The sequence below is a fragment of the Thalassotalea sp. Y01 genome (assembly GCF_012932945.1).
GTDB lineage: Bacteria > Pseudomonadota > Gammaproteobacteria > Enterobacterales > Alteromonadaceae > Thalassotalea_A.
Genome location: NZ_JABBXG010000005.1, coordinates 97,441 through 119,277, shown reverse-complemented (window position 1 = coordinate 119,277; position 21,837 = coordinate 97,441). Strand labels below are relative to the sequence as shown.

The 21,837-nt window shown below is 41.6% G+C and carries 19 protein-coding genes; 9 read left to right on the top strand and 10 right to left on the bottom strand.

Annotated elements, in window-relative coordinates; all coding sequences use genetic code 11:
* The first annotated feature begins 182 nt into the window (after positions 1-182).
* Entirely contained in the window at positions 183-2,252 is a 2,070-nt protein-coding gene (locus HII16_RS08830; protein WP_169129387.1) for a winged helix-turn-helix domain-containing protein, read from the top strand.
* A 216-nt stretch (positions 2,253-2,468) separates the two neighbouring features.
* A complete protein-coding gene (locus tag HII16_RS08825; protein WP_169129385.1) occupies positions 2,469-3,338 on the top strand; it encodes a hypothetical protein in 870 nt (289 codons plus the stop codon).
* A 216-nt stretch (positions 3,339-3,554) separates the two neighbouring features.
* On the opposite strand, the gene HII16_RS08820 is transcribed toward HII16_RS08825, so the two are convergent.
* The 7 genes from HII16_RS08820 to HII16_RS08790 all read right to left on the bottom strand — a co-directional run bounded on the left by HII16_RS08820 (position 3,555) and on the right by HII16_RS08790 (position 8,844).
* Positions 3,555-4,619 carry a GGDEF domain-containing protein gene (locus HII16_RS08820; protein ID WP_248289562.1) on the bottom strand — a complete coding sequence of 355 codons (1,065 nt, stop codon included), beginning with the start codon at positions 4,617-4,619 and terminating at the stop codon, positions 3,555-3,557.
* A 435-nt stretch (positions 4,620-5,054) separates the two neighbouring features.
* A complete protein-coding gene (locus HII16_RS08815) occupies positions 5,055-5,561 on the bottom strand; it encodes a hypothetical protein (RefSeq protein WP_169129381.1) in 507 nt (168 codons plus the stop codon).
* Between the two features lie 734 nt (positions 5,562-6,295).
* Positions 6,296-6,511 carry a helix-turn-helix transcriptional regulator gene (locus HII16_RS08810; protein ID WP_135437455.1) on the bottom strand — a complete coding sequence of 72 codons (216 nt, stop codon included), beginning with the start codon at positions 6,509-6,511 and terminating at the stop codon, positions 6,296-6,298.
* 2 nt (positions 6,512-6,513) lie between these two features.
* On the bottom strand, positions 6,514-6,975 hold the full coding sequence (locus HII16_RS08805; RefSeq protein WP_169129379.1) for a hypothetical protein: 462 nt from the start codon (positions 6,973-6,975) through the stop codon (positions 6,514-6,516).
* A gap of 399 nt (positions 6,976-7,374) precedes the next feature.
* A complete protein-coding gene (locus HII16_RS08800) occupies positions 7,375-7,545 on the bottom strand; it encodes a hypothetical protein (RefSeq protein WP_169129377.1) in 171 nt (56 codons plus the stop codon).
* Positions 7,546-7,882: 337 nt separating this feature from the next.
* Positions 7,883-8,206, bottom strand: coding sequence for a DUF962 domain-containing protein (locus tag HII16_RS08795; RefSeq protein ID WP_169129375.1), 324 nt, complete (start codon positions 8,204-8,206; stop codon positions 7,883-7,885).
* Positions 8,206-8,844: a GNAT family N-acetyltransferase gene (locus HII16_RS08790; RefSeq protein ID WP_169129373.1), complete on the bottom strand. Its 639-nt coding sequence runs from the start codon at positions 8,842-8,844 to the stop codon at positions 8,206-8,208. Before HII16_RS08790 ends, HII16_RS08795 begins: the two co-directional genes overlap by 1 nt.
* A gap of 236 nt (positions 8,845-9,080) precedes the next feature.
* Here HII16_RS08790 and HII16_RS08785 point away from each other — a divergent pair, with 236 nt between their 5' ends.
* Entirely contained in the window at positions 9,081-9,311 is a 231-nt protein-coding gene (locus HII16_RS08785) for a DUF2789 domain-containing protein (RefSeq protein ID WP_135437461.1), read from the top strand.
* 165 nt (positions 9,312-9,476) lie between these two features.
* On the opposite strand, the gene HII16_RS08780 is transcribed toward HII16_RS08785, so the two are convergent.
* Complete coding sequence (locus tag HII16_RS08780) at positions 9,477-9,848, bottom strand: DUF3192 domain-containing protein (protein WP_135437462.1); 372 nt, start codon at positions 9,846-9,848, stop codon at positions 9,477-9,479.
* A 210-nt stretch (positions 9,849-10,058) separates the two neighbouring features.
* On the opposite strand from HII16_RS08780, the gene HII16_RS08775 reads away from it, so the two are divergent.
* Entirely contained in the window at positions 10,059-10,370 is a 312-nt protein-coding gene (locus HII16_RS08775) for a hypothetical protein (protein ID WP_169129371.1), read from the top strand.
* A 113-nt stretch (positions 10,371-10,483) separates the two neighbouring features.
* On the opposite strand, the gene syd is transcribed toward HII16_RS08775, so the two are convergent.
* Positions 10,484-11,047, bottom strand: coding sequence for a SecY-interacting protein (gene syd / locus HII16_RS08770; RefSeq protein ID WP_169129369.1), 564 nt, complete (start codon positions 11,045-11,047; stop codon positions 10,484-10,486).
* Positions 11,048-11,130: 83 nt separating this feature from the next.
* Between syd and queF the strand changes: the two genes are divergently transcribed.
* The 5 genes from queF (at position 11,131) to HII16_RS08745 (ending at position 16,061) form a co-directional block, all read left to right on the top strand.
* On the top strand, positions 11,131-11,976 hold the full coding sequence (gene queF, locus HII16_RS08765; protein ID WP_169129367.1) for an NADPH-dependent 7-cyano-7-deazaguanine reductase QueF: 846 nt from the start codon (positions 11,131-11,133) through the stop codon (positions 11,974-11,976).
* Positions 11,977-12,196: 220 nt separating this feature from the next.
* A complete protein-coding gene (gene ppnN / locus HII16_RS08760) occupies positions 12,197-13,546 on the top strand; it encodes a nucleotide 5'-monophosphate nucleosidase PpnN (protein WP_135437466.1) in 1,350 nt (449 codons plus the stop codon).
* A gap of 21 nt (positions 13,547-13,567) precedes the next feature.
* Positions 13,568-14,407, top strand: coding sequence for a flap endonuclease Xni (gene xni, locus HII16_RS08755; protein ID WP_169129365.1), 840 nt, complete (start codon positions 13,568-13,570; stop codon positions 14,405-14,407).
* Positions 14,408-14,812, top strand: coding sequence for a DUF3192 domain-containing protein (locus HII16_RS08750; protein ID WP_169129363.1), 405 nt, complete (start codon positions 14,408-14,410; stop codon positions 14,810-14,812).
* A 241-nt stretch (positions 14,813-15,053) separates the two neighbouring features.
* A complete protein-coding gene (locus tag HII16_RS08745) occupies positions 15,054-16,061 on the top strand; it encodes an isocitrate dehydrogenase (RefSeq protein WP_169129361.1) in 1,008 nt (335 codons plus the stop codon).
* Positions 16,062-16,173: 112 nt separating this feature from the next.
* Here the strand turns inward: HII16_RS08745 and HII16_RS17060 are convergent, their stop codons facing one another.
* Complete coding sequence (locus tag HII16_RS17060; protein ID WP_169129359.1) at positions 16,174-21,426, bottom strand: S8 family serine peptidase; 5,253 nt, start codon at positions 21,424-21,426, stop codon at positions 16,174-16,176.
* Positions 21,427-21,837: the final 411 nt, after the last annotated feature.

Here is a 21,837-nt window from a genome sequence, read left to right as displayed (position 1 = left end):
CAGTTCCCTCTTATATATGCAATGTTAAAGCTCATTAAAGAGCTCAACGATAAAGCTTAACGAATTTGTAACAGTCTCCTCTGATCTGCCATAGAATTTAACTATGCTACTGTAATATTTGTTAATTTGTGTTAATTTAATGCCGAATTTTGAATTAGCAAAAAGTGCCTACCAGTTTTCGTATGAGTGCAAACCAGACTTACTTTATTGGTGATTGTAAATTAGAAAGTCACACTATGTTGTTGAGCTTAGCTGATAAACAAATCAAATTGTCCGCCAAAGTATATGAATTACTTATTCTCTTTATAGAAAGTAAAAATCATATTGTTAGCACAGAACTGGCAATTGAACAGGTATGGAATAATAACGAAGGAGTCGGTAAGCGCGGGTTACGCAATGCCACTTGGATGTTGCGAAAGTCATTTAAAGATTTAGGTATCGAGCAAGACATCTTTCAAACCTTATCAAAAGTCGGCTATCAGCTTATGCTGCCGGTTAGCCAAGTTGATCAAGAACCTAGTGCAGCCCCCGCTGCGCCTAAAAGCACCAATAAAGGATTGTATGCCTTAAATGGCTTAGCACTTATCGCCTTGGTCGTGGTATTGGTGCTATGGCCTTCAGAGAAACAAGAGCAACCTGTCGCGGTTAACAATTACACCAGCTACGACAGCATTACCAATTTTGAGGGTACTGAAGAACACCCTGCTGTTTCAAATACTGGCCAATATCTGGCATTTCAATGGCGTCGTGAAGGCTCCGGTGGTGAGCTCTACGTCAAAGATCTAACAAATGACGATAGCCCCCTCAATTTGATCACCCATCAACAGGTAAATGAAGCATCACCGGCTTGGGCCAGTGACGATCAGTTATTAGCCTATGTGCGAACACCTGGCGATAACCAATGTGAAATCCGCTTGCGCAAATTTTTAACCAATGCAGATACCGCATTAGTTAATGATTGTTATTACTTTCCATATCGACGTGTTTTAACTTGGAGTAATGGCAACAATGACTTTGTCAGTTATTCGAAAAACCACGGCACCAAAGTAGCAATCCACAGTTTAGAATTAAAAACAAAGAAGAGCACGCAAATCACCAATCCACAAACCAATGAAGTCGATTATGCACCGCACTGGTCTGCTGATAACAAACAAATGGTGTTTATTCGTGACAAAGGTGCGGTGCGTTTAAGTGACTTAATTTTGTTAGATGAGAACCAACAAGAGCAAGTTATTCTGTCGAACAAAATCAGCATCATTGATGTCGATTGGGATCTGACAGAAAACACCTTATATGTCAGTACCTCAGAAGATGGTCGTCTAACAAACTTGAGTATTAACCTTGATAGTGGTGCACAAAAAGCAATCAGCAACCTTGGTTTGGGCAGTAATTTATCATTTAATCAGGCCAGTAAGAAACTGCTATTTTCTAGTCATATTTCGAAAGAATATGTAGCGCTTATAGATCTGAAGTCACAGAAAACCATTAAACGAATTTCATCATCATCTCGTGATATGTACGCTCGCTATGTTGCTCACAAAAAAGATATTCTATTTTTGTCAAATCGCAGCGGCTATTGGTCATTATGGAAAAAAAGTAACGCCGGTAGCGTTAATGTAACCAAGAATATGGGTAACAGTTTAGTACCCGCGGTGTCTCATAATGGTGAGCAATTTGCCGTTATCGTTAAAAAAGACAGTACACCAGCTCTTTACTTGGGCGATACCCATACTTACAAGCTTAAACCTATTGATACCAAAGGCCTTAAAGTTGATAACTTAAGTTGGTCTAGAGATGATAGTGCGCTATATTTCGTCTCCAACAAAAACGATAACGTTGGTATATACAAACTGACCTTAAGCACCGGCGATATTGAGCAAATTACCAATAGCGGTGAGCAGTACGCCATAGAGGGTGACAATGGCCAATTATTCGTTTCTCGCATTAACCGTGATGGTTTATGGCTATATGAACCAACGACGAATGAGTTCACTTTGTTTACAGATGAGTTAGCGCAATATGATCATTCATCCTACTTTTATCAGGATAACAGTGTCTATTACGTTAATCGAACCTGGGACTCCGATCAGATCAAAAAGCGCCACTTAGATGGTAGCGAAGAAATCTTAATGACCTTCCCTGCAGACAGTATTCGTAAGCACTTCGGTATATCAGCGGCTAAAGACGATACCATTGTCGCAACGCTTAAGATAACTAACGAGTCTGATATTGTCTCAATTGCATTGCAATAATCGTTACCACAAGTCATTCAAATAAACATTATAAGTTATTGTTTATTAAATAAATTGACAAAATATGACAATGTTCAATGCTGCTATTGCAGTTAATTTGATGTTAATTTGTCGAATAGAGCCTTGCCTCGCTAATCCTTAATGCAGTACAACCCTATTGCCCCTTGCAATAATAATAAAAATATAGGGGCCGTTGATGTACTCAAGGAAAGCGATATGAAAATGAAAAAGAGTGCCATAGCAATTTGTGTTGCCGCTGCATTCACTGCAGGCTCGGTCATCTATACTGATCATTTTGAGTTTAAGCGGGCAAATAGTGATCTAGCCGAAAATAACCTAGCCCCAAAAAGCCAAGATAAAAACAGCCTAGACGAAAACAACAATGAACTGAATAAACTGAGTGTCGCTGCCCATATTGTTAAGCAGACATACCCAGACTTAGAACAGTTGGAAATTAATGCGCTTATTGTTAATACCGCGGCAACCACTCAAGCCCTAAGTACAGGCAAACCGGATCCTCTAAAAGCACTAGCAAATGGCCAAGGCATTGAAAATATCAACGCGGCGATAGCCTCGCCACTGCTGGTTATGGAACTAGCTAGTAAGCAACCATTTATTCAGTTTGCTTTTGAAGACGTGAGTAACCAAGGGCATCTGCCTAAACGCATCGTTTTACGCAATTTATCCGACTCAGCACAAACCTATCAAGTGGGTCATCAATTACATACCACAGACGATGTAAAGAGCGCATTCAGTTTTGAGCACCCTAGCTCGGTATCGATCCCAGCAAACGCCTCCGTTGCAATCAACGTGGTTATGAACATCAGCCAAACCGCGCTATCACAGTGCTCAGTAATTGATACTGATGCATTGCTTACAGCCGGTCGCGAGTCAACAGCAAAACCGAATGAGCTGCATGGCTATTTTTCTTTCTGGTCTGAGGGAAATCCGCCACTCCATTTGCCATGGGTAGTAACCACCCGTGCAGATAAGCATGATAACGCACGTATGCTGGTGCAACGTTACCCATTGCGCCATGGCTGTAATCCAGATTTTGGCCACTCACAGTGGCTGTCAGAAGACTAAAGAATCATTGCTCAAGAATCTTAAACAAATTAAACCTAACAGTTCGACTAACTGTCGGTAGCAGTTTAAGCCAAGCCCGGCTAGTGTAGTTCTCCCTTACATTTAGTGCTTCACCTAACGGGCTTGGTTTTCCCAATACATTGTTAATCGCCTATAGATATTAATGGGTTAATAACAAAGGCTTGATAATAGCGGCTCGAGATTAGTAGCTTAACCTCAACTTGCAAACACCACTTTATTGCGCCCCATTGCTTTGGCTTGATACAACGCCTTGTCGGCCTGATTGATGGCGGTTTCAATTGATTCAGGCTGATGTTCAAAATTAAACACACCGAAACTGGCGGTGACATTTATGGTGATACCGTGATAGTCAACCACTTGACTTGCAATTACCGCTCTAAGACGCTCAGCAACCCCTTGGGCACTTTCTCTATCGGCGCGTTTTAATAATATGACAAATTCTTCGCCACCAAGGCGACCAATAATATCGCAGGCTTTGATGTTTTCCTTCACCAATTTTATGGTATCCACGAGAACCATATCCCCCGCATCGTGACCATGGGTATCGTTAATGGCTTTAAAATTATCAATATCTAAATACAATAAACATAATTGCTGGTGCTCGTTTGTTGCTATTAAATCTTGCTTCGCCTGCTCGTAAAAGCCACGTCGGTTATAGCAATCAACTAATGAATCGGTCATTGCCAGTAAACGCATCTTTGCGGACAAATCTGAGGCGAGACTAAATACCACAAACAATCCCATGGCAATAAACGCCGCCGGCATAGTGACCAGATTTATGATGTTATACCAGTTCCAATAAAAGGCATCGGTGTCGCGACCTTGCATCAATGCCATGCTAGCAGCGGCAACTTGAGATAACGCCATAAGAAAGTAAGATATTGCCGCGCCTTTTTCTGCGGGTAGCGGCTTTGCACGATGTTTAAGAATAACAACACCAATGGCAAATAATAAGCTGACGTTAAAATAAAGGTATAAAGATTTACTTAAACCGGCGTGAGGAAATACATCGGTAAATAGATACGTCGCCGCTAATACCAACAACGAAATATAAAACAAATAACGAATATTCAAGCGTGCGCGAGTACGCAGTATGTGCCCCCAACTGCCTAAAATCACACTTTGTACTGATAAGGTACAAACAATCATCCAATAGACAGTATGAGAATCAAAGGCAAATTGAAAAATATTAAAATCGCGTTGTAGCAATAACACCACAAAGGCGAGTGCAAATAACAAAATATGCTTTTGTCTGCCCATAGTACGCCAGGCCATAAAAAATATAATGGCCAAGGTTAGACAAGCGATAAGTACAGTAATTTGGATGAGCAAAACAGAATTTATGTCGTATTATTTTTTAATTTATCGATATGTCGGTCTCGTTTGCTATTGATAATGAGTAATCAAAATCGCTGCCCAATGCAATACAACAATACAGATAACCGAGCTGTATTTAGCACCATTTAAAACAGAAGCAAGCGTGTTAGTCAATGCTGACGATAAATCTGCATTAAGTTTTTACTATGCCAGGGGGGGAAAACATAAAGTGCAGGGATGGAATGACAAGCTTCAATACAAAACTGTTGTTCAGTGATGGTTGAGTCAGTATTGAGTTAGTGCTGATTGAGTTAGACGTTTAACTAATGGTTTAAGTAACGCTTTAAGTAATGGCTTCAATAACAGCGTAAGTATTGATTAAGGGCGATAAATATATTCGTGAAAGCCGCCCCACTTTAGTTCTGGGTGACGATTTAACACGTAATCTAAAGACTCTTTTTGCACGTGTTGCATTTCAATAAGCAAAATAAAACTGCCGTCATCCAATTTTTGATGAATAAAATCTGAGTCAATATTGACACTGAGTTGTTCCAATAACGAGGAATCTGTTTGCCTATTCAATAGGCTAAAACCGATCACCGGTATCGCCATACACCAAAACAAAGTAAATAGCTTAAAACCAAAACTAAATGCCAATATCGCAATGGCGATAGCGGTAAAAATTGCAAACCAAAGAAAATGAGAGCCAAACAGTAAGGTGCTGTAAAAGCTACCGGTAGCCGGCATAAAGGATTCCATAAAGTCTCGATTTTCATTATTCGAAACAATATGAAGTTGACTGCGATCAAAGCCTGATTGCCTTAGCTCTTTAATGGCAAATTGTATTGATTCCCTGTCATCACAGGCAAAATAGTATCTTTGCATAACATCCTGTCTTAACAAAATAAGCCGCGTAACATTTAAACGTAGAGACTACTTTGTACATTAGGCAAATTTTACAGAGCAAAAAATGCCAATTATCTTGATGGCTTATTGTTCATGGGTAAATAAATTTGTCGAAAAAAAAGGAGCAACCGTATTGGTGCTCCTTCAAGTTATGCGTCCAGCGAACATCCTGTTAATTCTTCACGTCCTGTGATGAGTAAATCCCATTCCATAACATCAAATCCTTGATGTAACTTCCTTGATTTCATCCGTGCAGAATTCCTTTTCGGAAAGTCAGTCCATTCACTTGCGAGTGAAACAAGTTAACTGGCACTGGGGCATTGACTTTCCCGTTCGTCACCGTCACTGGTAACAACTTGAAACATGCATCCTTGCCGGTTCACCTTGAACCTGAAATTACGTCCTTGAGGTGTCCATATTAACAATTCATTTACATCACAAAAGGCGTTAAGCCGCATTTTTCTTAGCTTTTAAAAATTAACTATGAGCTTATTGGCAACAAGCCCAATAAAAACAATGGCTTCAGAGTTGCGAGTAAGCTTAATCAAGGTTTAATTGCCGAGTTCTCGCACACTCACGTAAGATATGTCTTACACCTGCAAAGGCAATTAGCAAAGTTCTGAAAGTCGCTACATATGCTAAAACCTTCTTGTCTGGCAAATTTGAACCTCAATTATTTTTTCAATCTAGCAACTAGCAGCCAATACTGCTCTTTAACTTTGCACTTGATAACTAAATACATCGGCAATTGACACACTAAACACATCTGCAATTTTAAAAGCCACCTCTAAAGACGGCGAGTACTTGCTCTTTTCTATCGCGACAATGGTTTGCCTAGAGACATTAACCGCTTTAGCTAATTCTTGCTGTGTCATCTCATTGTGATGAAAGCGCAACACGCGAATATTGTTGGTTAATACTTTAGCCATATTTAGACACCTTTTTGGTAGTAATATAGCTGGTAAGAGAATTTTAATGTTTCTGCAACTAGAAAGCCTACAAGTAATATATTCAACACATTGAAGCCTACACTTAGGGTATCAAAGTAGTAACGAGCACTTTCTAATGATGTAGCCCATAAAATAACTAATACGATTACAACCCAAGTGCTTAGCATGTTGTAGGCAGCATTGCCGCCTTTTAAACTAATCAATATATCTCGCTCATCACTTTCTTGTTCAACTTCGTCCTTGTTACTCAACACGGCCACTATAGTATGTACAGCGATATTCAGAATAATCAGCTGTAGAGCTGTCGAAAATAATAATGAAATAAAGCTGTCATCATTAAGCTGCTCTGTAGAATATAAGTTAGCAAATTCACTGCCGTAATAATAAACAATAAACACGGTTATCAAAAACTGAACCCAAACACTTTTATGAACAAATGACATAGCTATTTCCCCTTCAATCGATGTCAAATATATTTAACATCATGTAAGAATAGTTGGACTCAAAATCAATGTCAAATATATTTAACATGATGTAACTTTTATCATACTTTCACTTGGTAGTATGTTTTATTAAATAGGGAGTATATTGTGTCAATGTCGATGTGCTAGTCACTTACCATTTATCCTGATAAAGATAACAACATTTCCCTATGCTCCGTAGCTACTGACATTGTCAACCGTCAAAGAAGATACAGACAAATCAAATAATTAAGATCGAAACATCAATTATATTGAGGTATAAGCCGAGGTTATCTCTTTATTTTGATATTCAAATTTATATCGACTGTATGCCAAACTAATACTACTTCCATCACCATTACGCCAATTAACACCGATGTTTTAGAATGAGTCGTTACCACTGTTTTCTTCCATGGTTTCATCATCAATACACAATACCGAATCGTAGCAAGAGTCCGTTAATTTAAGTTCTGTGTCCCAGTAATGTCCCCCTACCTTGGCGACTAATTCGACATTTTCATAAACAGACAATTGGATCGCGGCAGTTACCATGGCGATCGCATACGCTTAAACACACAAGGTCCTACCGAAACCTTGTTAGCACAACTCGCGGATATCGGTCATGATTTGAAAAGCTTAAACGACCGCTATTGTCAGATGTTGTATCAACAACTTGGCACCTATGATGCGGTTGCAACTCACACACAAATAGACAGGCGCACAGTCAAAAAATATGTCGTTCAATTAAACACTGAATCATGACGGATTAGGTTTTAGGGCTAGGGGCTAGGGGCTAGGGGCTAGGGGCTAGGGGCTAGGGGCTAGGGGCTAGGGGCTAGGGGCTAGGGGCTAACTATTAGAATTAGGATCAAGGTTTAAAAGTCAAGGGTTAGCGGCTGCGGCCTGTTAGGTAATATTTTATTTCTTGATAAAACATGACCCAATCCCCCACCAAGCTATAAAGTGGGTAGGTAAAGGTCGCAGGTCTATTTTTCTCAAAAAAGAAATGCCCTACCCAAGCAAACCCATAACCTATGACTGGCAACAACCACAGCAATTTATATTGACCTGTCAAAAGTGCATAAGCCAGGGTAAGCAACACCAAAGCACTGCCAACAACATGCAATTTCCGGCAGGTGCGGTTTTTATGCTGCGACAAATAGAATGGATAAAACTCTTTAAAACTTTGGTATTGCTTGGGCTTTGTTGTCATTAGGACTCTCGATAATGCACCATCAATGGTCCGGTAACTTGTCCAACGGTTATTTCAGCTAGTGTTTTATAATCACATTCTTTAAAGAACGCTTTATATTTATCGGATGTAACGTAAATAACCACACCTTCACTGCTGCTATCGTCTTCTAAGGTGGCATTAACCGCCGCCATCAAATAATGGCCAAAGCCGTGATGCTGATGCAATGGATGGATTGCCACAAACGAAAGGATATGAAAACGTTGAAATGGCACCGCATCAATGATCTGTTGCTCTTTCTGGATCATTTGCTTAGTCGAAACATAGCCTGCCGACAGCATCATTTTCAACCGCCAATGCCAAAACCTCTCAGATCCAAAGCCATCGGTTGGGCTATGCAAACAGGCTACGCCAACTAAGGCTTCGCCCTTATAGATCCCCAAGATAGGTTGATTGGCTTGCCAAAACGCCGCCAGCTCTTCACGAATCGCCGCTCGTAGTTTTTGTTCGTAATCGCCACTGCCAGTATCAAACAATTCGATAAAGACAGGATCATCGTGATATGCCTGATATATCAAAGAAGCGGCTAACTTAAGCTCTGGTGCGGACAAATAAGCCGCTCTAACATCAGAGTCCGTTTTCACTTGTACGTCGTTCATGACTACCCCATAGTTTCATTAATGGCAATGTATTGGCTGGGTAATGCGCTTATTATCGTTTTATTATCGATTACCCTGGTACGATACATGCGGTTTTTAACGTTGGAAAAATCACCATATCAAGTCAGGTGAAAGCAAGTCAAACAAAATATTGGTCAGTTTTTCTACATTATCTATACTGCTAATAGTTGCCTGTTTATTTGGCGATAGGCTGTAAGAACCTTGAGGGGAGCGCTATGGATTTATCACAACATAATTTAAAAAACCTGTTTGCACAATTAGGTTTGGATAGCAGTGATGCGTCAATGAAGATATTTATTGAGCGTCATAAAGGCGTACCAGAGCACATGCATCTATCGCAGGCCCCATTTTGGAAGCCGTCTCAATCACGATTTATTGAGCAGGCCATTGAGCAAGATTCAGATTGGAGCGAAATTGTCGATGTACTCGACAGTATGTTGCGTTGATAACACAAAGGCATAAAATCAATCGCATTAATGCAATGCCATTAATCAGGCCATGATTTGTAGGGTATTCGGATGATGCTTACTTCGAGGTGATAGATGTGAAAAGGCCAATGCTATTGCTATCAGCATTGGCCCCGTCAAAGCGCTTAGAATATTTACACAGCGTTAGATTTCTGAATAAGCGCTTTCCCCCCACGCTGCTAATTTTCCATCTTTAAACACCAATGGAGTGCATTCATCTTTGGTGGTCATGCTGTCTGAATGCTTGCGATTGGTGCGATAAAATAATACTTGAATATTTTCGCCATCTTTTTCATACAATTCAGTGAAATCCGGTACACCAAGTAAATCTTGAGTCGCGCTATATTCCATGCCTACTTGTAAACGAGCAATCTTTTTACGGTTTTCGTATTCACGCTCTTCATGATCCGCCAAGTGGCTAAAATCACCTTCTCCATCGGTTGCAACAACGATACAACCAGATAAACCTAAAGACAGTGGTGCAACAAGTAATAAAGCAGCTAACGATTTTTTCATTTTATTTCTCTCTTGAATGTTTCGTTTTTAAGTCGAAAATTATTTTTTATTTAGTTATTACAAAGCAAATAGGTTGCCAACTTTTTAAGCTGTTGTTTTTAAAGGATTTTGTAATTTTAACAAATAATTTACAGGTGACAACGTTAGTCTATTTCGCTATTATTTTGTCAATTTGACAACTTTATTGAATTTATCATCAGACAGTGACCTATGGATAATCAACAACACATATATCAAGCCTGTACCGAGATTGCCAAACAAGGTAAGACTCCTTCGATTGCCTTAATCAAAGCTCGAGTAGCCGCGGGTACGCCATTAGCATTAATTATCAAAGGCTTACAGACTTGGCAGAAAAATCCAAAACTTGGCGAATCAACGTCAGCAACGCCACAATCCGCGCCAGCAAAAGCCAAACCAATGGTCGATGATATTGAGCAACGTATTACTAGTGCCATCCAACCTTTGCAACAACAGATTAATGATTTAAAGCAGGAAATTGCCGAGTTAAAGGCGAAGAGCTAAAAGTTAAGAGTCATGAACTAAGGGCTATAGACTCAGAACAATAGATTCAAAACTTAGGGCTCAAAGCCCAGATTAAAAGCTCAGGACTCAACAACCAAGACTTGGCAAAGAGTCTATTGCTCGGCTTCTTGCTGACTGTAGCTCAGGCTAGCAATAAATTCCTGTAGGTTTTTCGCAACGAACTTGCTCGGCTCTAAGCCGACAGGTTCGGCCCATACTTCACCATTATCGTTTTTTATTACCAAGTTAATTTCTTCTTGATCGGTTACCGCAAAAAACAGCGTTTCAGCTTGTTGTAAACGACGTTTCATTAGTACATGACCAATCAAATTTTGTTGCAGTCGTTCAAAATCTTTGGCATTCCAGGCCAACAATAACTCTAATTCCCCTTGTTCACAGCGACAAGGAATTGCTTCTGAATACACGGCCGTAAAATATTCTTTGATATCGTTATGCAGCGTTAGCTCTAGCGCTTTTTCAACATTATCAAAGCTTAATTCATCTTCTATATCAACAGCTTGCCAGCTAATAAAGCCATCACCATCAATGGCACCTAGCTCACACGGAGACGGCCAATCGTCATCATGTTCGATGATTGGCAATTTAGCGGTTTTTTGTTGATGGAACTCTGCGTAGCCCTTGGCGAACTGGCCAAGGCTTTTTTGTAGTAGACTCATGAGTTAAAATAAGCTTTGGTTACGACATTGTTAGTCGTATTATAGCGAACCCATTGTTTTTATTGCCATCAAAAAGTTAACTTATGTCAAAATATTCAAATCGTGATGAACTCAAATCATTGGTCCTTGGTAAAACCACCGACTACACCAGTGACTATGCGCCACATTTATTGCAAGCCGTTCCTCGTTCGTTAAATCGAGATGATTTGAACCTGAGCGGTGAACTGCCATTTAAAGGTGAGGATGTTTGGTATGGCTACGAACTGTCTTGGCTAAATAACAAAGGTAAACCTGTGGTTGCGGTTGCCGAATTCCGCATCCCTTGTACCAGTGATAATTTGATCGAATCAAAATCATTTAAGTTGTATTTAAACAGCTTTAATCAAAGCCGTTTTGCCAATTGGCAAGAGGTTGAGCAAACACTTTGCAAAGACCTAAGCAAAACCGCAAATGCCGAGGTAAGTGTGACTTTGTTTGCAGTGGATGACTGCCCTGCGTTAGCCATTAGCGATATTGATGCGGTTTGCATTGATGATTTGGATATCGACATCAATGATTATCAATTTGACCGCACATTATTGGCAAATGCCTGTGACAAAGGCTCTAAGGTTAGTGAACAACTAATTTCCCATCTGTTGAAATCCAATTGCTTGATCACCAATCAACCTGACTGGGGCAGTGTATATATCAGTTATCGCGGCAAGCAAATCGACAAAGAACAATTGTTACGTTATTTGATTTCATTTAGACAGCACAATGAGTTTCATGAGCAATGTGTTGAGCGTATCTACACCGATATTATGGAATTTTGCCAACCGGAATCATTAACGGTATTTGCGCGCTATACTCGACGTGGCGGCTTAGACATCAATCCGTTTCGCTCAAGTGAGGTCGCCATAGCGCCACAAAACCGCACCTTACGACAATAGTATCAAAAGCATTTTTAAGCGCCCTACCCACCTTTAAAATTGATAAATTTTATGTTTACAAGCAATGACTTAACGAGTCATTGCTTGTTACAATTTTAATTTGCACTAAACTGATAAATAGACCAAGTTAAAACTTATCATAACGTCATAATTAGCTTGGCTTTTCGCGCTATATAACAATAGCTACTATTTTGCGCCAGTCGTATTTTAAGGGGTGCCTATGCAAATCGAATTGAACCCAGTCGGCAACATGTGTCTTCTTTCGCCACTTGAAGTGGATCTTCTCCAGCATTCTGCCAATTCAGAACTTTATCAGCTTTATCGCAACTGCTCGCTCGCGGTGTTAAATGTTGGCAGTACAACCGACGATGCTGAAGCCATTTACGAAACATACAAAGATTTTGATATTCAAGTACTTAAACGAGAGCGTGGCGTTAAACTGCGTTTAATTAATCCACCAAGCCATGCCTTTGTAGACGGTAAAATCATCAAAGGTATTCAAGAACAATTATCGGCGGTATTACGCGATATCTTATTTATTTCCAGTCGCTATTTATCACAACCTAAACCTAGGCCGCAAAGCCTGATCACCCATATTGTTTTTGACATTATCCGCAATGCCGATGCGATAAAACTTGAAGCAGACCCGTCGCTTATCACTTGTTGGGGGGGGCACTCAATTAACCATGTGGAATACAAATACTGCAAAGAAGTCGGTTATGAACTGGGCTTACGACACATCAATATATGTACCGGTTGTGGACCAGGGGCGATGAAAGGGCCAATGAAAGGCGCGACATTCGGTCATGCTAAACAACGTAATGACTCTGGCCGATATGTCGGTTTAACTGAGCCAAGTATTATCGCTGCCGAGCCACCTAATACCATAGTCAATGAACTGGTGATCATGCCGGACATTGAAAAACGTTTGGAAGCTTTTGTGCGTTTAAGCCACGGCTTGATTATATTCCCAGGTGGTGCCGGTACCGCCGAAGAGTTGCTTTATGTGCTGGGCATTTTATTGCACCCAGAAAACAAGTTACAAAAATTACCGATTGTCTTAACCGGCCCTAAAGAAGCGGCGCAATATTTTGCCGATTTAGACAAATTTATTGGCGAAGTGTTAGGCGCTGAAGCGCAAAACCTGTACAGCATTATTATTGATGATCCTGAGCAAGTTGCCCAATACTTAAAAGATCAGGTTAACTCGGTGATCAGTTACCGCAAAGCAGTAGGTGATTCTTATCACTATAACTGGACCTTAGAAATTGAAGCGCAATTTCAACAACCATTTGAACCGAGTCATGACAATATGGCGGATTTGCGCATCAACAAAGATATGCCGGTAAATGAGTTGGCGGCAAACTTACGCAGAGTGTTTTCAGGCATAGTGGCGGGCAATGTAAAACCGCAATGGGTGCGAAATATTCGCCAACATGGCCCCTATGAAATATCCGGTGACAAAGAAATTATGACACACATGGATAACCTGTTATCATCATTTGTTAAACAACAACGGATGAAACTGCAAGGCGAATATACGCCGTGCTATAAAATAGTTTCTCAATAACACGGATATTAAATAGCAACAATGCAAGCTCATTTAGTTCTTATCGATGCAATGAACCTGATCCGCCGTATTTACGCGGCTCAGGAGCGTCCTTATGCGATGCTAGATCAATTGTCAGATAAGACGTTAGCGCAAATAATTCATAATACTAAGGTACATACCAACAGCGCTTTACAAAAAATACTCAGTCAACACCAACCCACTCATGCGTTGGCGGTGTTTGACGGTCAAGGGCAATGTTGGCGCCATAAATTATTCGCGGACTATAAAAAAGGTCGCAAGAAAATGCCAGAGCACCTGGCCAACTCTCTTGCTGATATGCAAGACAGTTTTTTAACGCATGGTGTCGATTCACTCGAGTCTGAAAGTGATGAAGCGGATGACTTAATTGCCACATTGGCGGTAAAAATGGCGATAAAAGGGCAAAACACCACGATTATCTCCACAGATAAAGGCTTTTTACCGCTGCTTGGCCATCATATTAAAGTGTATGATTATTTTAATAAGCGTGACTTTGATGATGACTATGTTAAAGCTAAATTTGCCGTAAACACGGAACAGTTAATCGACTATTGGACTCTAACCGGTGACACCACAAATAAAATACCAGGTGTTCCGGGGATCGGTCCTGTTACCGCAGTTGAACTGCTTGGTAAGTATCATTCATTAAGTGGCATTTTGGCCGCAACGGATCTTAAGATTTCGATGCGTAAAAATTTGCAAGAACACGAAATGCAGATCAAACTTTATCAGCAGTTGTTAACATTGAAGAAAGATATACCTTTAGGGTTTAATCTGAAAGATATTCGTTTGCCAGTAAACAATAATGCAAACGATGTAGTAGCTAATCAGGAAGCTTAAATGAACAGTAAAGTTGTCATGTGGATAGCCTTGGCAATGGGACTCTACGGAGCCTTTGCCTATAGTCTAATACATTATTATGAAGACGATGATCAACCCGCTCAAATGCAATGGGATGAAAAAGAAGGTTATAACCGCCAATATATCGCCAAATTGCAACTCGAAAAGGTTGATTTAGACACCATTCTTTTGGATATTGGTAGCCCCGATATTACCGAAGCGAAAAAAGTTGAAAGTGATAACTATCAAATCACCTTTTATCGTACTCAGCATCGCCACTCAGATGGTAAAACAACCCAAGATGAGTGTACGGCGTTATTATTTAAAAATGGCAGTTTAATTGGTATAGGTGAAAGCGCCTACAACGATTATAAAAGCTATGTCGCCACTTTTGACAATCAATAACGACACAATAATCAATATGCATGAGTTAGCGTAACTCGGACAATATTTGTCATTTTACTACAAAATGGCACTTAATTGACGATAAAACCGCCTAATTTATCGCCACTTGCCATTCTAACTAGAAATATTACGTCATTTTTGATATAAAACCGCCATTAAATACAGGCGGTTTTTTTATATCTGTTGCTCGCGCCACGATTTTCAATAAACCGACATCCCTCTCTCGATTAAAGGCAGCCCCATGACAAAACAAACAATCACAGTGATCCCAGGTGACGGTATCGGTCCAAGCATCATCGATGCGTGTATAAAAGTATTGGACAAAGCCGGGTGTAATTTTGAATACGAATTTGCCGATGCCGGCCTTACCGCATTAGAAAAGCATGGCGAACTGGTTCCTGAGCAAACATTAGAGTTAATTGCAAAAAACAAAATTACCCTTAAAGGCCCGTTGACGACACCTGTCGGTGAAGGCTTCACGTCAATTAACGTCACCTTGCGTAAGAAGTTTCAGTTGTATGCCAACCTACGCCCAGTATTGTCTTTCAAAGGCACCCGTGCTCGTTATCAAAACATCGATATTTTAACCATTCGTGAAAATACCGAAGGTATGTACTCTGGTTTGGGCCAGGTTGTATCAGACGATGGTGAAACCGCTGAAGCGATGAGTCAAATTACCCGCGAAGGTGCCGAGCGCATCGTTGAATTTGCTTACCAAACAGCGCGCAAAGAAGGCCGCAAAAAAGTCACTGCGGTACATAAAGCCAACATTCTAAAGTCAACTTCAGGTTTGTTTTTAAAAGTAGCTCGAGAAGTCGGCGAACGTTATCCTGATATTGAGTCAGCGGAAATGATCGTTGATAACTGTTGTATGCAATTGGTGATGAACCCTGAGCAATTTGATGTGATTGTAACCACCAACTTATTTGGTGACATCATCTCTGATCTTTGTGCTGGTCTTGTCGGCGGCTTAGGTATGGCCCCGGGTGCTAATATCGGCAAGGATTGCGCCATTTTTGAAGCGGTTCATGGCAGCGCCCCAGATATCGCTGGTAAAAACTTAGCCAACCCATCGTCTGTTATCCTGGCTTCTATCCAAATGTTAGATTACCTAGGAATGAGCGAGCAAGCGGATAAGATTCGTAACGCTTTAAAAGAGGTTATTGAGTCCGGTGACCGCACCACCCGTGATTTAGGTGGCGAACACGGCACCACAGACTTTACAGACGCCTTGCTAGAACGTTTGTAATCGCCCTGGTTAGACGATTAGCATTAACGAGCGTTTATGCTGCTTAAGACATAAAAAAGCCGACACACGGTGTCGGCTTTTTGTTATTTAGACAAATACGTCTTTTACAGTGTTATTTTTTCCATACCGCGCGACGCGCTAACAATGGTAAGAAAAGCAATAAGTAGAACAAGCTACCGCTAGAAGAATCGTCGTCCTCTTCTTCTTCATCAGCTGATTTTTCTTTGATTTTCTTAACAACACTTACATCAATTGATGCTGTAACGTCGTGCTTATCATCCGAAACAGTCACTTCATAAGTGTGGTTGCCTTCATCAAGGTCGCTGATAGTTGGTGTTGCAGTATCGGCATCTGTCATAGTGCCCGGACCTGACCAGCTATAGGTTAACTCATCACCGTCTACATCAATCGCCATTGCCGAAAGTGTTACCGAATCACCTGTTTCGATTTCAATACTATCGGTTGCAAATGATACCGATGGCATATCGTCTTCTGGCGTTACCGTTAACATAAAGGTCGCGCTAGCTGAGTCACTGTTGTGCTCCATATCGTATACCGAGACCGTTACTTCAGTTTCACCGAAGAAATCGGCATCAGGAATAAGATTAAAGCTCATGCCGTCGATTTCAGCACTGATGTGCTCACCGTTAACTTGCAATGCATTGTCAACCGCATTGGTGTCGATGTGCATTACTTCGATGCCATCAATACGGCCATCTTCTGCAACCGTCATGTCAGCCATGTCAGCCACTTTGATGTTGCTATTCACATCAATTGAGCGAATAACCTGAGCAGAACCTTGACCTTGCAAATCATAATCAACAACTATATCGACTGTTTTACCAACCGCTTCAGGTTGAATAACTGCTTTGAAGTTTAGTTTGATTTCTGATTGCTCAGGACCCTGGTAATCAAAACAGATAACCAAATCATCATGCAAGAACTCACCTAAATCACCGAAGAACGGTTGCGTCTTCAAGAAGCCGTCCGCTGGACCTACATTGCTTAAGAATGGTGATTTAAAACCACTCAAACCTAGGGTACCTTCTGGCAAGCTGCCAAGATTGTCATAAGCAAAGATAACTTCGTGCATGCCTTCATGATCGTCAACACCAGCACGTAAGATCATTTCATAGTCAAAACGCTCGCCGGTGTTGACATCACGCATGTCATCAAACTCAAGGAATAATACGTCACCAATATCTGGACGCTCACTTGCGTACTGACCGGCAATGGTTAAACCACGATAGTCTTTCACACCACCAATGATTTGCTTATGGTATTCCGCTTCCATACTTCCTACCCACATTGGAGAAACTGCATGAATAAGGTTGCTCATACTGGTTAGAGTGCGCATTGGCCAATAAGAATCTACCAATTGGAAAGCACCGGCAGGGTTAAATTTCATAATACCGTCAGATTTTTCGTTGTAGATATCAAAATCATTGTTTTGCATACCTTGCGTTAACCACCACATAGGTACAACGAAATCATTACGATAGTTACCTTCAAACCAAGTTTGGTTAGGTGGTATTCTAAAGTCAGCAAAGTCGATATAACCACCGTCTGAGTATTCATCGATGATAGGTGTATGACACTGCTCTGAGGTTAGGTTAGTGGTCATCACATACTCAGCCTCAACATAACGAGTTGTTAGCTGCGTACCAGATAGTTGCATGGTGTTTTCATCGATCATCACCGCTTGCTCGATCGCATCATTGTTGCCTTTAAACGTTCTAGGCGCGATGCGCATGCCCTCAGGCATAGTTAGAGTGATATCATAGTCTCTATCGTCTGACTCCATGTTGGCCATTAATTCGATTGACACATCGATGATGTCCATATTGCGAGCCTTATCTTGGCTTACCTGCATAGTGAATGCATCTTTGCCGCGGGCAAGTTTAAGAGCGGTAAAGCCTAATGTACCTTCAGCACCCGGCATGTTACCCATGTCAAAACCGCCAAAGAATACATCACCTTGCGCTGCGTCTTGTAAGTTCCAACTAAGGTCGATTGGATAATGACCATTACCATCGTGTGACTCAGGGCCCGAGATCGTCATGTTACCTGCGTCACTGTCTTCAGTAACAAAGGCGTGACCAACAGACACCTGATATTCAACATCGGTTAGATCCATATAACGAGTGTAACCGAATGCTGAAACCCAATACGTACCTGGCTCTGGGTCAATAATGTAACAATGGTTGTGCATTGACGAGCTGGTTGAATCACAAACACGTTCTTCATATAACTCGTTAGCAATCTCCTGAGAGCTTTCTGACGGAATAAAACCACCGTTGCCATTGAAATCTTGACCGACTAATAGCCAAGGTCTGAAACGTTTAAACTTACCATTGGCGTCAACTGTCGTGTTTTCGGTATCAACGGATAAAGACTCAACCATTAATGCTTTGGTACCTTCTGGCACTTCAATCGTGTATGTGTGCCAGCCAGGGCCAGTTACACGGCTATGAGCCAACGAAGCAGAGCGAACACCAGTAAGGTTAAACTCGGTTTCTTCTGGTTTGGCTAAACCAAAACTGCGCGCAGTTAACTCGCTGTAGTTATCGGTATTGATCCAAACCGTTTCACTGCCCTGGTTACGATGAATATCCAATTCCATTGAGGTTGGCAATTGATCGCGAACAGAAGCAACAACAATTGGCATACGCGATACCGGTGCTTTATTGTCGACCTCGGTTAAGATCAACTGAGCATTAAGGAGCTCGTGGTTGGTGTCAATTTTCCAATCCTGACCTGGATCTTCTGGTTCAATGATATTCTCAATAATGCCCGGTACGGTCACCTTGACAATAATGTCTTGCGACTCACCGGCGTTTAGTGAAAATTGAGAAGGTGTTACCGTCACTTCATGGCCTGCGTCGGCGTTGTAACCATTGGTGATCCCTTCAGCAGTCCAGGTACCGTCAATAGTTGCGGTTACTTTACGCATAAAGCTACAACTATTTTCACAATCCATGTCTACCATAGATGGCAAGTTTAACCAGTTGGCAACGCCACCATTATTAGGGTTAGCGTTACGATAATTCTCAATGGTTTCATCAAGAATCAAACCAGCTTGTGATGCTTTGGCAACATCAATCGCACCAGCACCCGCCATAAAGTTATAGAATGTCTCTACACGGCCGTAGTACATCTGCAACATAACGTCATTGGCGGTCATCATCAGCGCTGATTGCACCTGAGCTGGCGTCCAATCTGGATGCATTTGCTCAAGTAATGTCATGGCACCAGCAACATGTGGAGAGGCCATAGAAGTACCTTGCAAGAAGCTCCAATCGCGGGCATCCGGATATTGCTTAAATGGCTGCTCATCAGCGTATGGCGCATAAATCGCCACACCAGGTGCGGTAACGTCAGGAGTTAGCGTATCGTGGAAACGAGACGGCCCCATGGAACTGAAAATTGCCAGGTTATTACCTGCCTCGGCATCAAATTCATAAGTATTGGTGTAATCGGAAATGGTCACCGTGGTATCGGTGGCATTATTGGCCCAGTAATGCATATTAAAATCATAGGCAATATGGATACCTGGGATTGGATATACATCGGCAACAACGTTGGTGGCAACAGGAGGCTGTCCCCATTGCGCGCGGGCATTCATCAAAATAAAACCGCCTGCACCACCATCAGCAACGTATTGTGCTTTTTCAACACGAGCATTTTCGCCACGATCACAAAGAACGATTTGATCCGCAGTAAAAGTACCCGCCGGGAACGGTGCTGCACAAAGTCCGGCATCAAAACCATCACTTGGATCAGGATCTGGGTAGTTAGACGCGAGTACTACTGGACCTGTGATAGCACCTGTGTAACTTTTACCTTCAGTAACTCTTGGCTTTTTCCATGACTGAATACCTTCGGTTGAAAAACCACCGATGGTTTTATTACCTGTGTCCATAACACGATCATGGGTTGACGCACCAACCGTGGTTACCCAAGGCGAAGCATGGCCGACACTGTAAAAATTAGGGCCTGAGTTACCAGCCGCAACCGCTACAGAAATACCTGCTTCACGCGCTGACAATAAGGCCAATTCAATAGGGTCATCCCATGAAAAGCGTTCACCGCCACCGACAGACATATTAATAACATCTACACCGTCTTTAATGGCATCTTCATAAGCAGATAAAATTGCAGACGTAGGACAACCTGAATACGCGTCACCAGAGTTACCTGGCATACACACCTGATAAGAGATAATGTGAGCACGAGGGGCAACACCACTTACCTCAGTAAAATTAAACGGCACATCGATACCATCACTAACGGCTTCGCCTGCTGAGACTTTCAATGGCACATCTGTCATCGTATTACCTGCAGTAGTGCCTGCAACGTGAGAGCCATGACCATTATAATCTTCACCGTTTTCTGGTTTGCGATCACGCCAGCTACCAGAAGCAGGATAATTGTTAGCTTCGGTAACTTCTGGATATGAGTAAACACCAATTAGCTTGTCATTACAAAGCTCTGGGTAATCTGTAGCACAGTCACCATAAAACGCGCCCGCATCATCACCGCGAACGGCGCTATAATCATCATCGGAGGCAAAAGCTTCATGGTCTGTATTAACACCAGTATCGATAATACCAACGACCATACCCTCACCTTTTACGCCAACACCATCGGGTGTGACGCTACCTGACCATGCTTGATCGGCACCAATAAACTGTGGACCGCGGTCGGTATTCAGCTCTAATAAGCGGTTGGGAGTGATTTTAGAAACGCCCGCCATGCGTGACATGGCTATCGCATCGCCTTTGCTCATGCTAACAACCATGGCATTGGTGGCTAACGTGAATTGCTTTTCAACATCAAGCTTAATGCCTTGCTGTTGTGCCTGAGCGGCAAAGTCATTTTGCTTGGCGATTAGAAAGTCACTATATTGCTCAACCTTAGCAGTTTTAACATTGAGTTTGACGTCGGCCAACAAACTACCACGGTTAGCGCTGCGAGTTGCCTCATAGCCTGCAATGTGACCATCGTAAACAGAAACCGCTTGTTCAGTCAGTTGCACAATGTACGAATCGAACTCCCCTGAATCTAGCTCAGGGTCGTAAATATCCTTTGCCGAGCGTTTCTTATAGATGCGATTTGGTTCACCAAGTTGGTTGTGCCCCAATAGTTGTTGCGCATCGGCAAGAGCTTGATCTCTTTCTTCATTAAAACGATGAACATCATCAGCGGTAAATGAAGGAATATGGAAAGTATGATTTCGAACGGAGGCATCACTTTGCGTACCAGATACTTCAGAGGCTATTACCCCTGTCGCACCCACGTACAAAGATGTCGCAAGGGCAAGCGTGGTGCGCTTAAACCGTCTGTGAGATTGCTTTGAATTCATATAACTACCTAGAATTTCGTTATTATTTTTATAAGCAACAAGAATCAATAATTGCATTCTTGTTGTAATCGAATGGTTGGATAAGGCAGCAAACGTTAGATTGTAGGCTACGATTCAGTAAGGGAGTGTAGACTCTGAATTTTTCGTATGTCCATAAACTAAAAGCTTACCGCCTTAAATTTCAAACAGTCAAATTGCCAGACAAAAGTCTCAACAATGTAGCCTGATATTTATTCTCTTTATCCAACGGCAAAGTTGATACTAGGCCGTTAAAGTCCCTATGTTAATTGGGGATAAGCAAAATTGATGTTAAATTGAGGTAAGCTAGAGGTTAGCTAGATGTTGACCTGGCAAATCAGACAATAATGATTACTTATTGCACACCACCTATGTAAAAGCGTATCTTTTCAA

Bases quoted from the DNA above. Each gene is read 5' to 3' on its own strand.
- HII16_RS08830 (WP_169129387.1), top strand. From the start codon at position 183: ATGAGTGCAAACCAGACTTACTTTATTGGTGATTGTAAATTAGAAAGT.
- HII16_RS08825 (WP_169129385.1), top strand. From the start codon at position 2,469: ATGAAAATGAAAAAGAGTGCCATAGCAATTTGTGTTGCCGCTGCATTC.
- HII16_RS08820 (WP_248289562.1), bottom strand. From the start codon at position 4,619: ATGGGCAGACAAAAGCATATTTTGTTATTTGCACTCGCCTTTGTGGTG.
- HII16_RS08815 (WP_169129381.1), bottom strand. From the start codon at position 5,561: ATGCAAAGATACTATTTTGCCTGTGATGACAGGGAATCAATACAATTT.
- HII16_RS08810 (WP_135437455.1), bottom strand. From the start codon at position 6,511: ATGGCTAAAGTATTAACCAACAATATTCGCGTGTTGCGCTTTCATCAC.
- HII16_RS08805 (WP_169129379.1), bottom strand. From the start codon at position 6,975: ATGTCATTTGTTCATAAAAGTGTTTGGGTTCAGTTTTTGATAACCGTG.
- HII16_RS08800 (WP_169129377.1), bottom strand. From the start codon at position 7,545: ATGGTAACTGCCGCGATCCAATTGTCTGTTTATGAAAATGTCGAATTA.
- HII16_RS08795 (WP_169129375.1), bottom strand. From the start codon at position 8,206: ATGACAACAAAGCCCAAGCAATACCAAAGTTTTAAAGAGTTTTATCCA.
- HII16_RS08790 (WP_169129373.1), bottom strand. From the start codon at position 8,844: ATGAACGACGTACAAGTGAAAACGGACTCTGATGTTAGAGCGGCTTAT.
- HII16_RS08785 (WP_135437461.1), top strand. From the start codon at position 9,081: ATGGATTTATCACAACATAATTTAAAAAACCTGTTTGCACAATTAGGT.
- HII16_RS08780 (WP_135437462.1), bottom strand. From the start codon at position 9,848: ATGAAAAAATCGTTAGCTGCTTTATTACTTGTTGCACCACTGTCTTTA.
- HII16_RS08775 (WP_169129371.1), top strand. From the start codon at position 10,059: ATGGATAATCAACAACACATATATCAAGCCTGTACCGAGATTGCCAAA.
- syd (WP_169129369.1), bottom strand. From the start codon at position 11,047: ATGAGTCTACTACAAAAAAGCCTTGGCCAGTTCGCCAAGGGCTACGCA.
- queF (WP_169129367.1), top strand. From the start codon at position 11,131: ATGTCAAAATATTCAAATCGTGATGAACTCAAATCATTGGTCCTTGGT.
- ppnN (WP_135437466.1), top strand. From the start codon at position 12,197: ATGCAAATCGAATTGAACCCAGTCGGCAACATGTGTCTTCTTTCGCCA.
- xni (WP_169129365.1), top strand. From the start codon at position 13,568: ATGCAAGCTCATTTAGTTCTTATCGATGCAATGAACCTGATCCGCCGT.
- HII16_RS08750 (WP_169129363.1), top strand. From the start codon at position 14,408: ATGAACAGTAAAGTTGTCATGTGGATAGCCTTGGCAATGGGACTCTAC.
- HII16_RS08745 (WP_169129361.1), top strand. From the start codon at position 15,054: ATGACAAAACAAACAATCACAGTGATCCCAGGTGACGGTATCGGTCCA.
- HII16_RS17060 (WP_169129359.1), bottom strand. From the start codon at position 21,426: ATGAATTCAAAGCAATCTCACAGACGGTTTAAGCGCACCACGCTTGCC.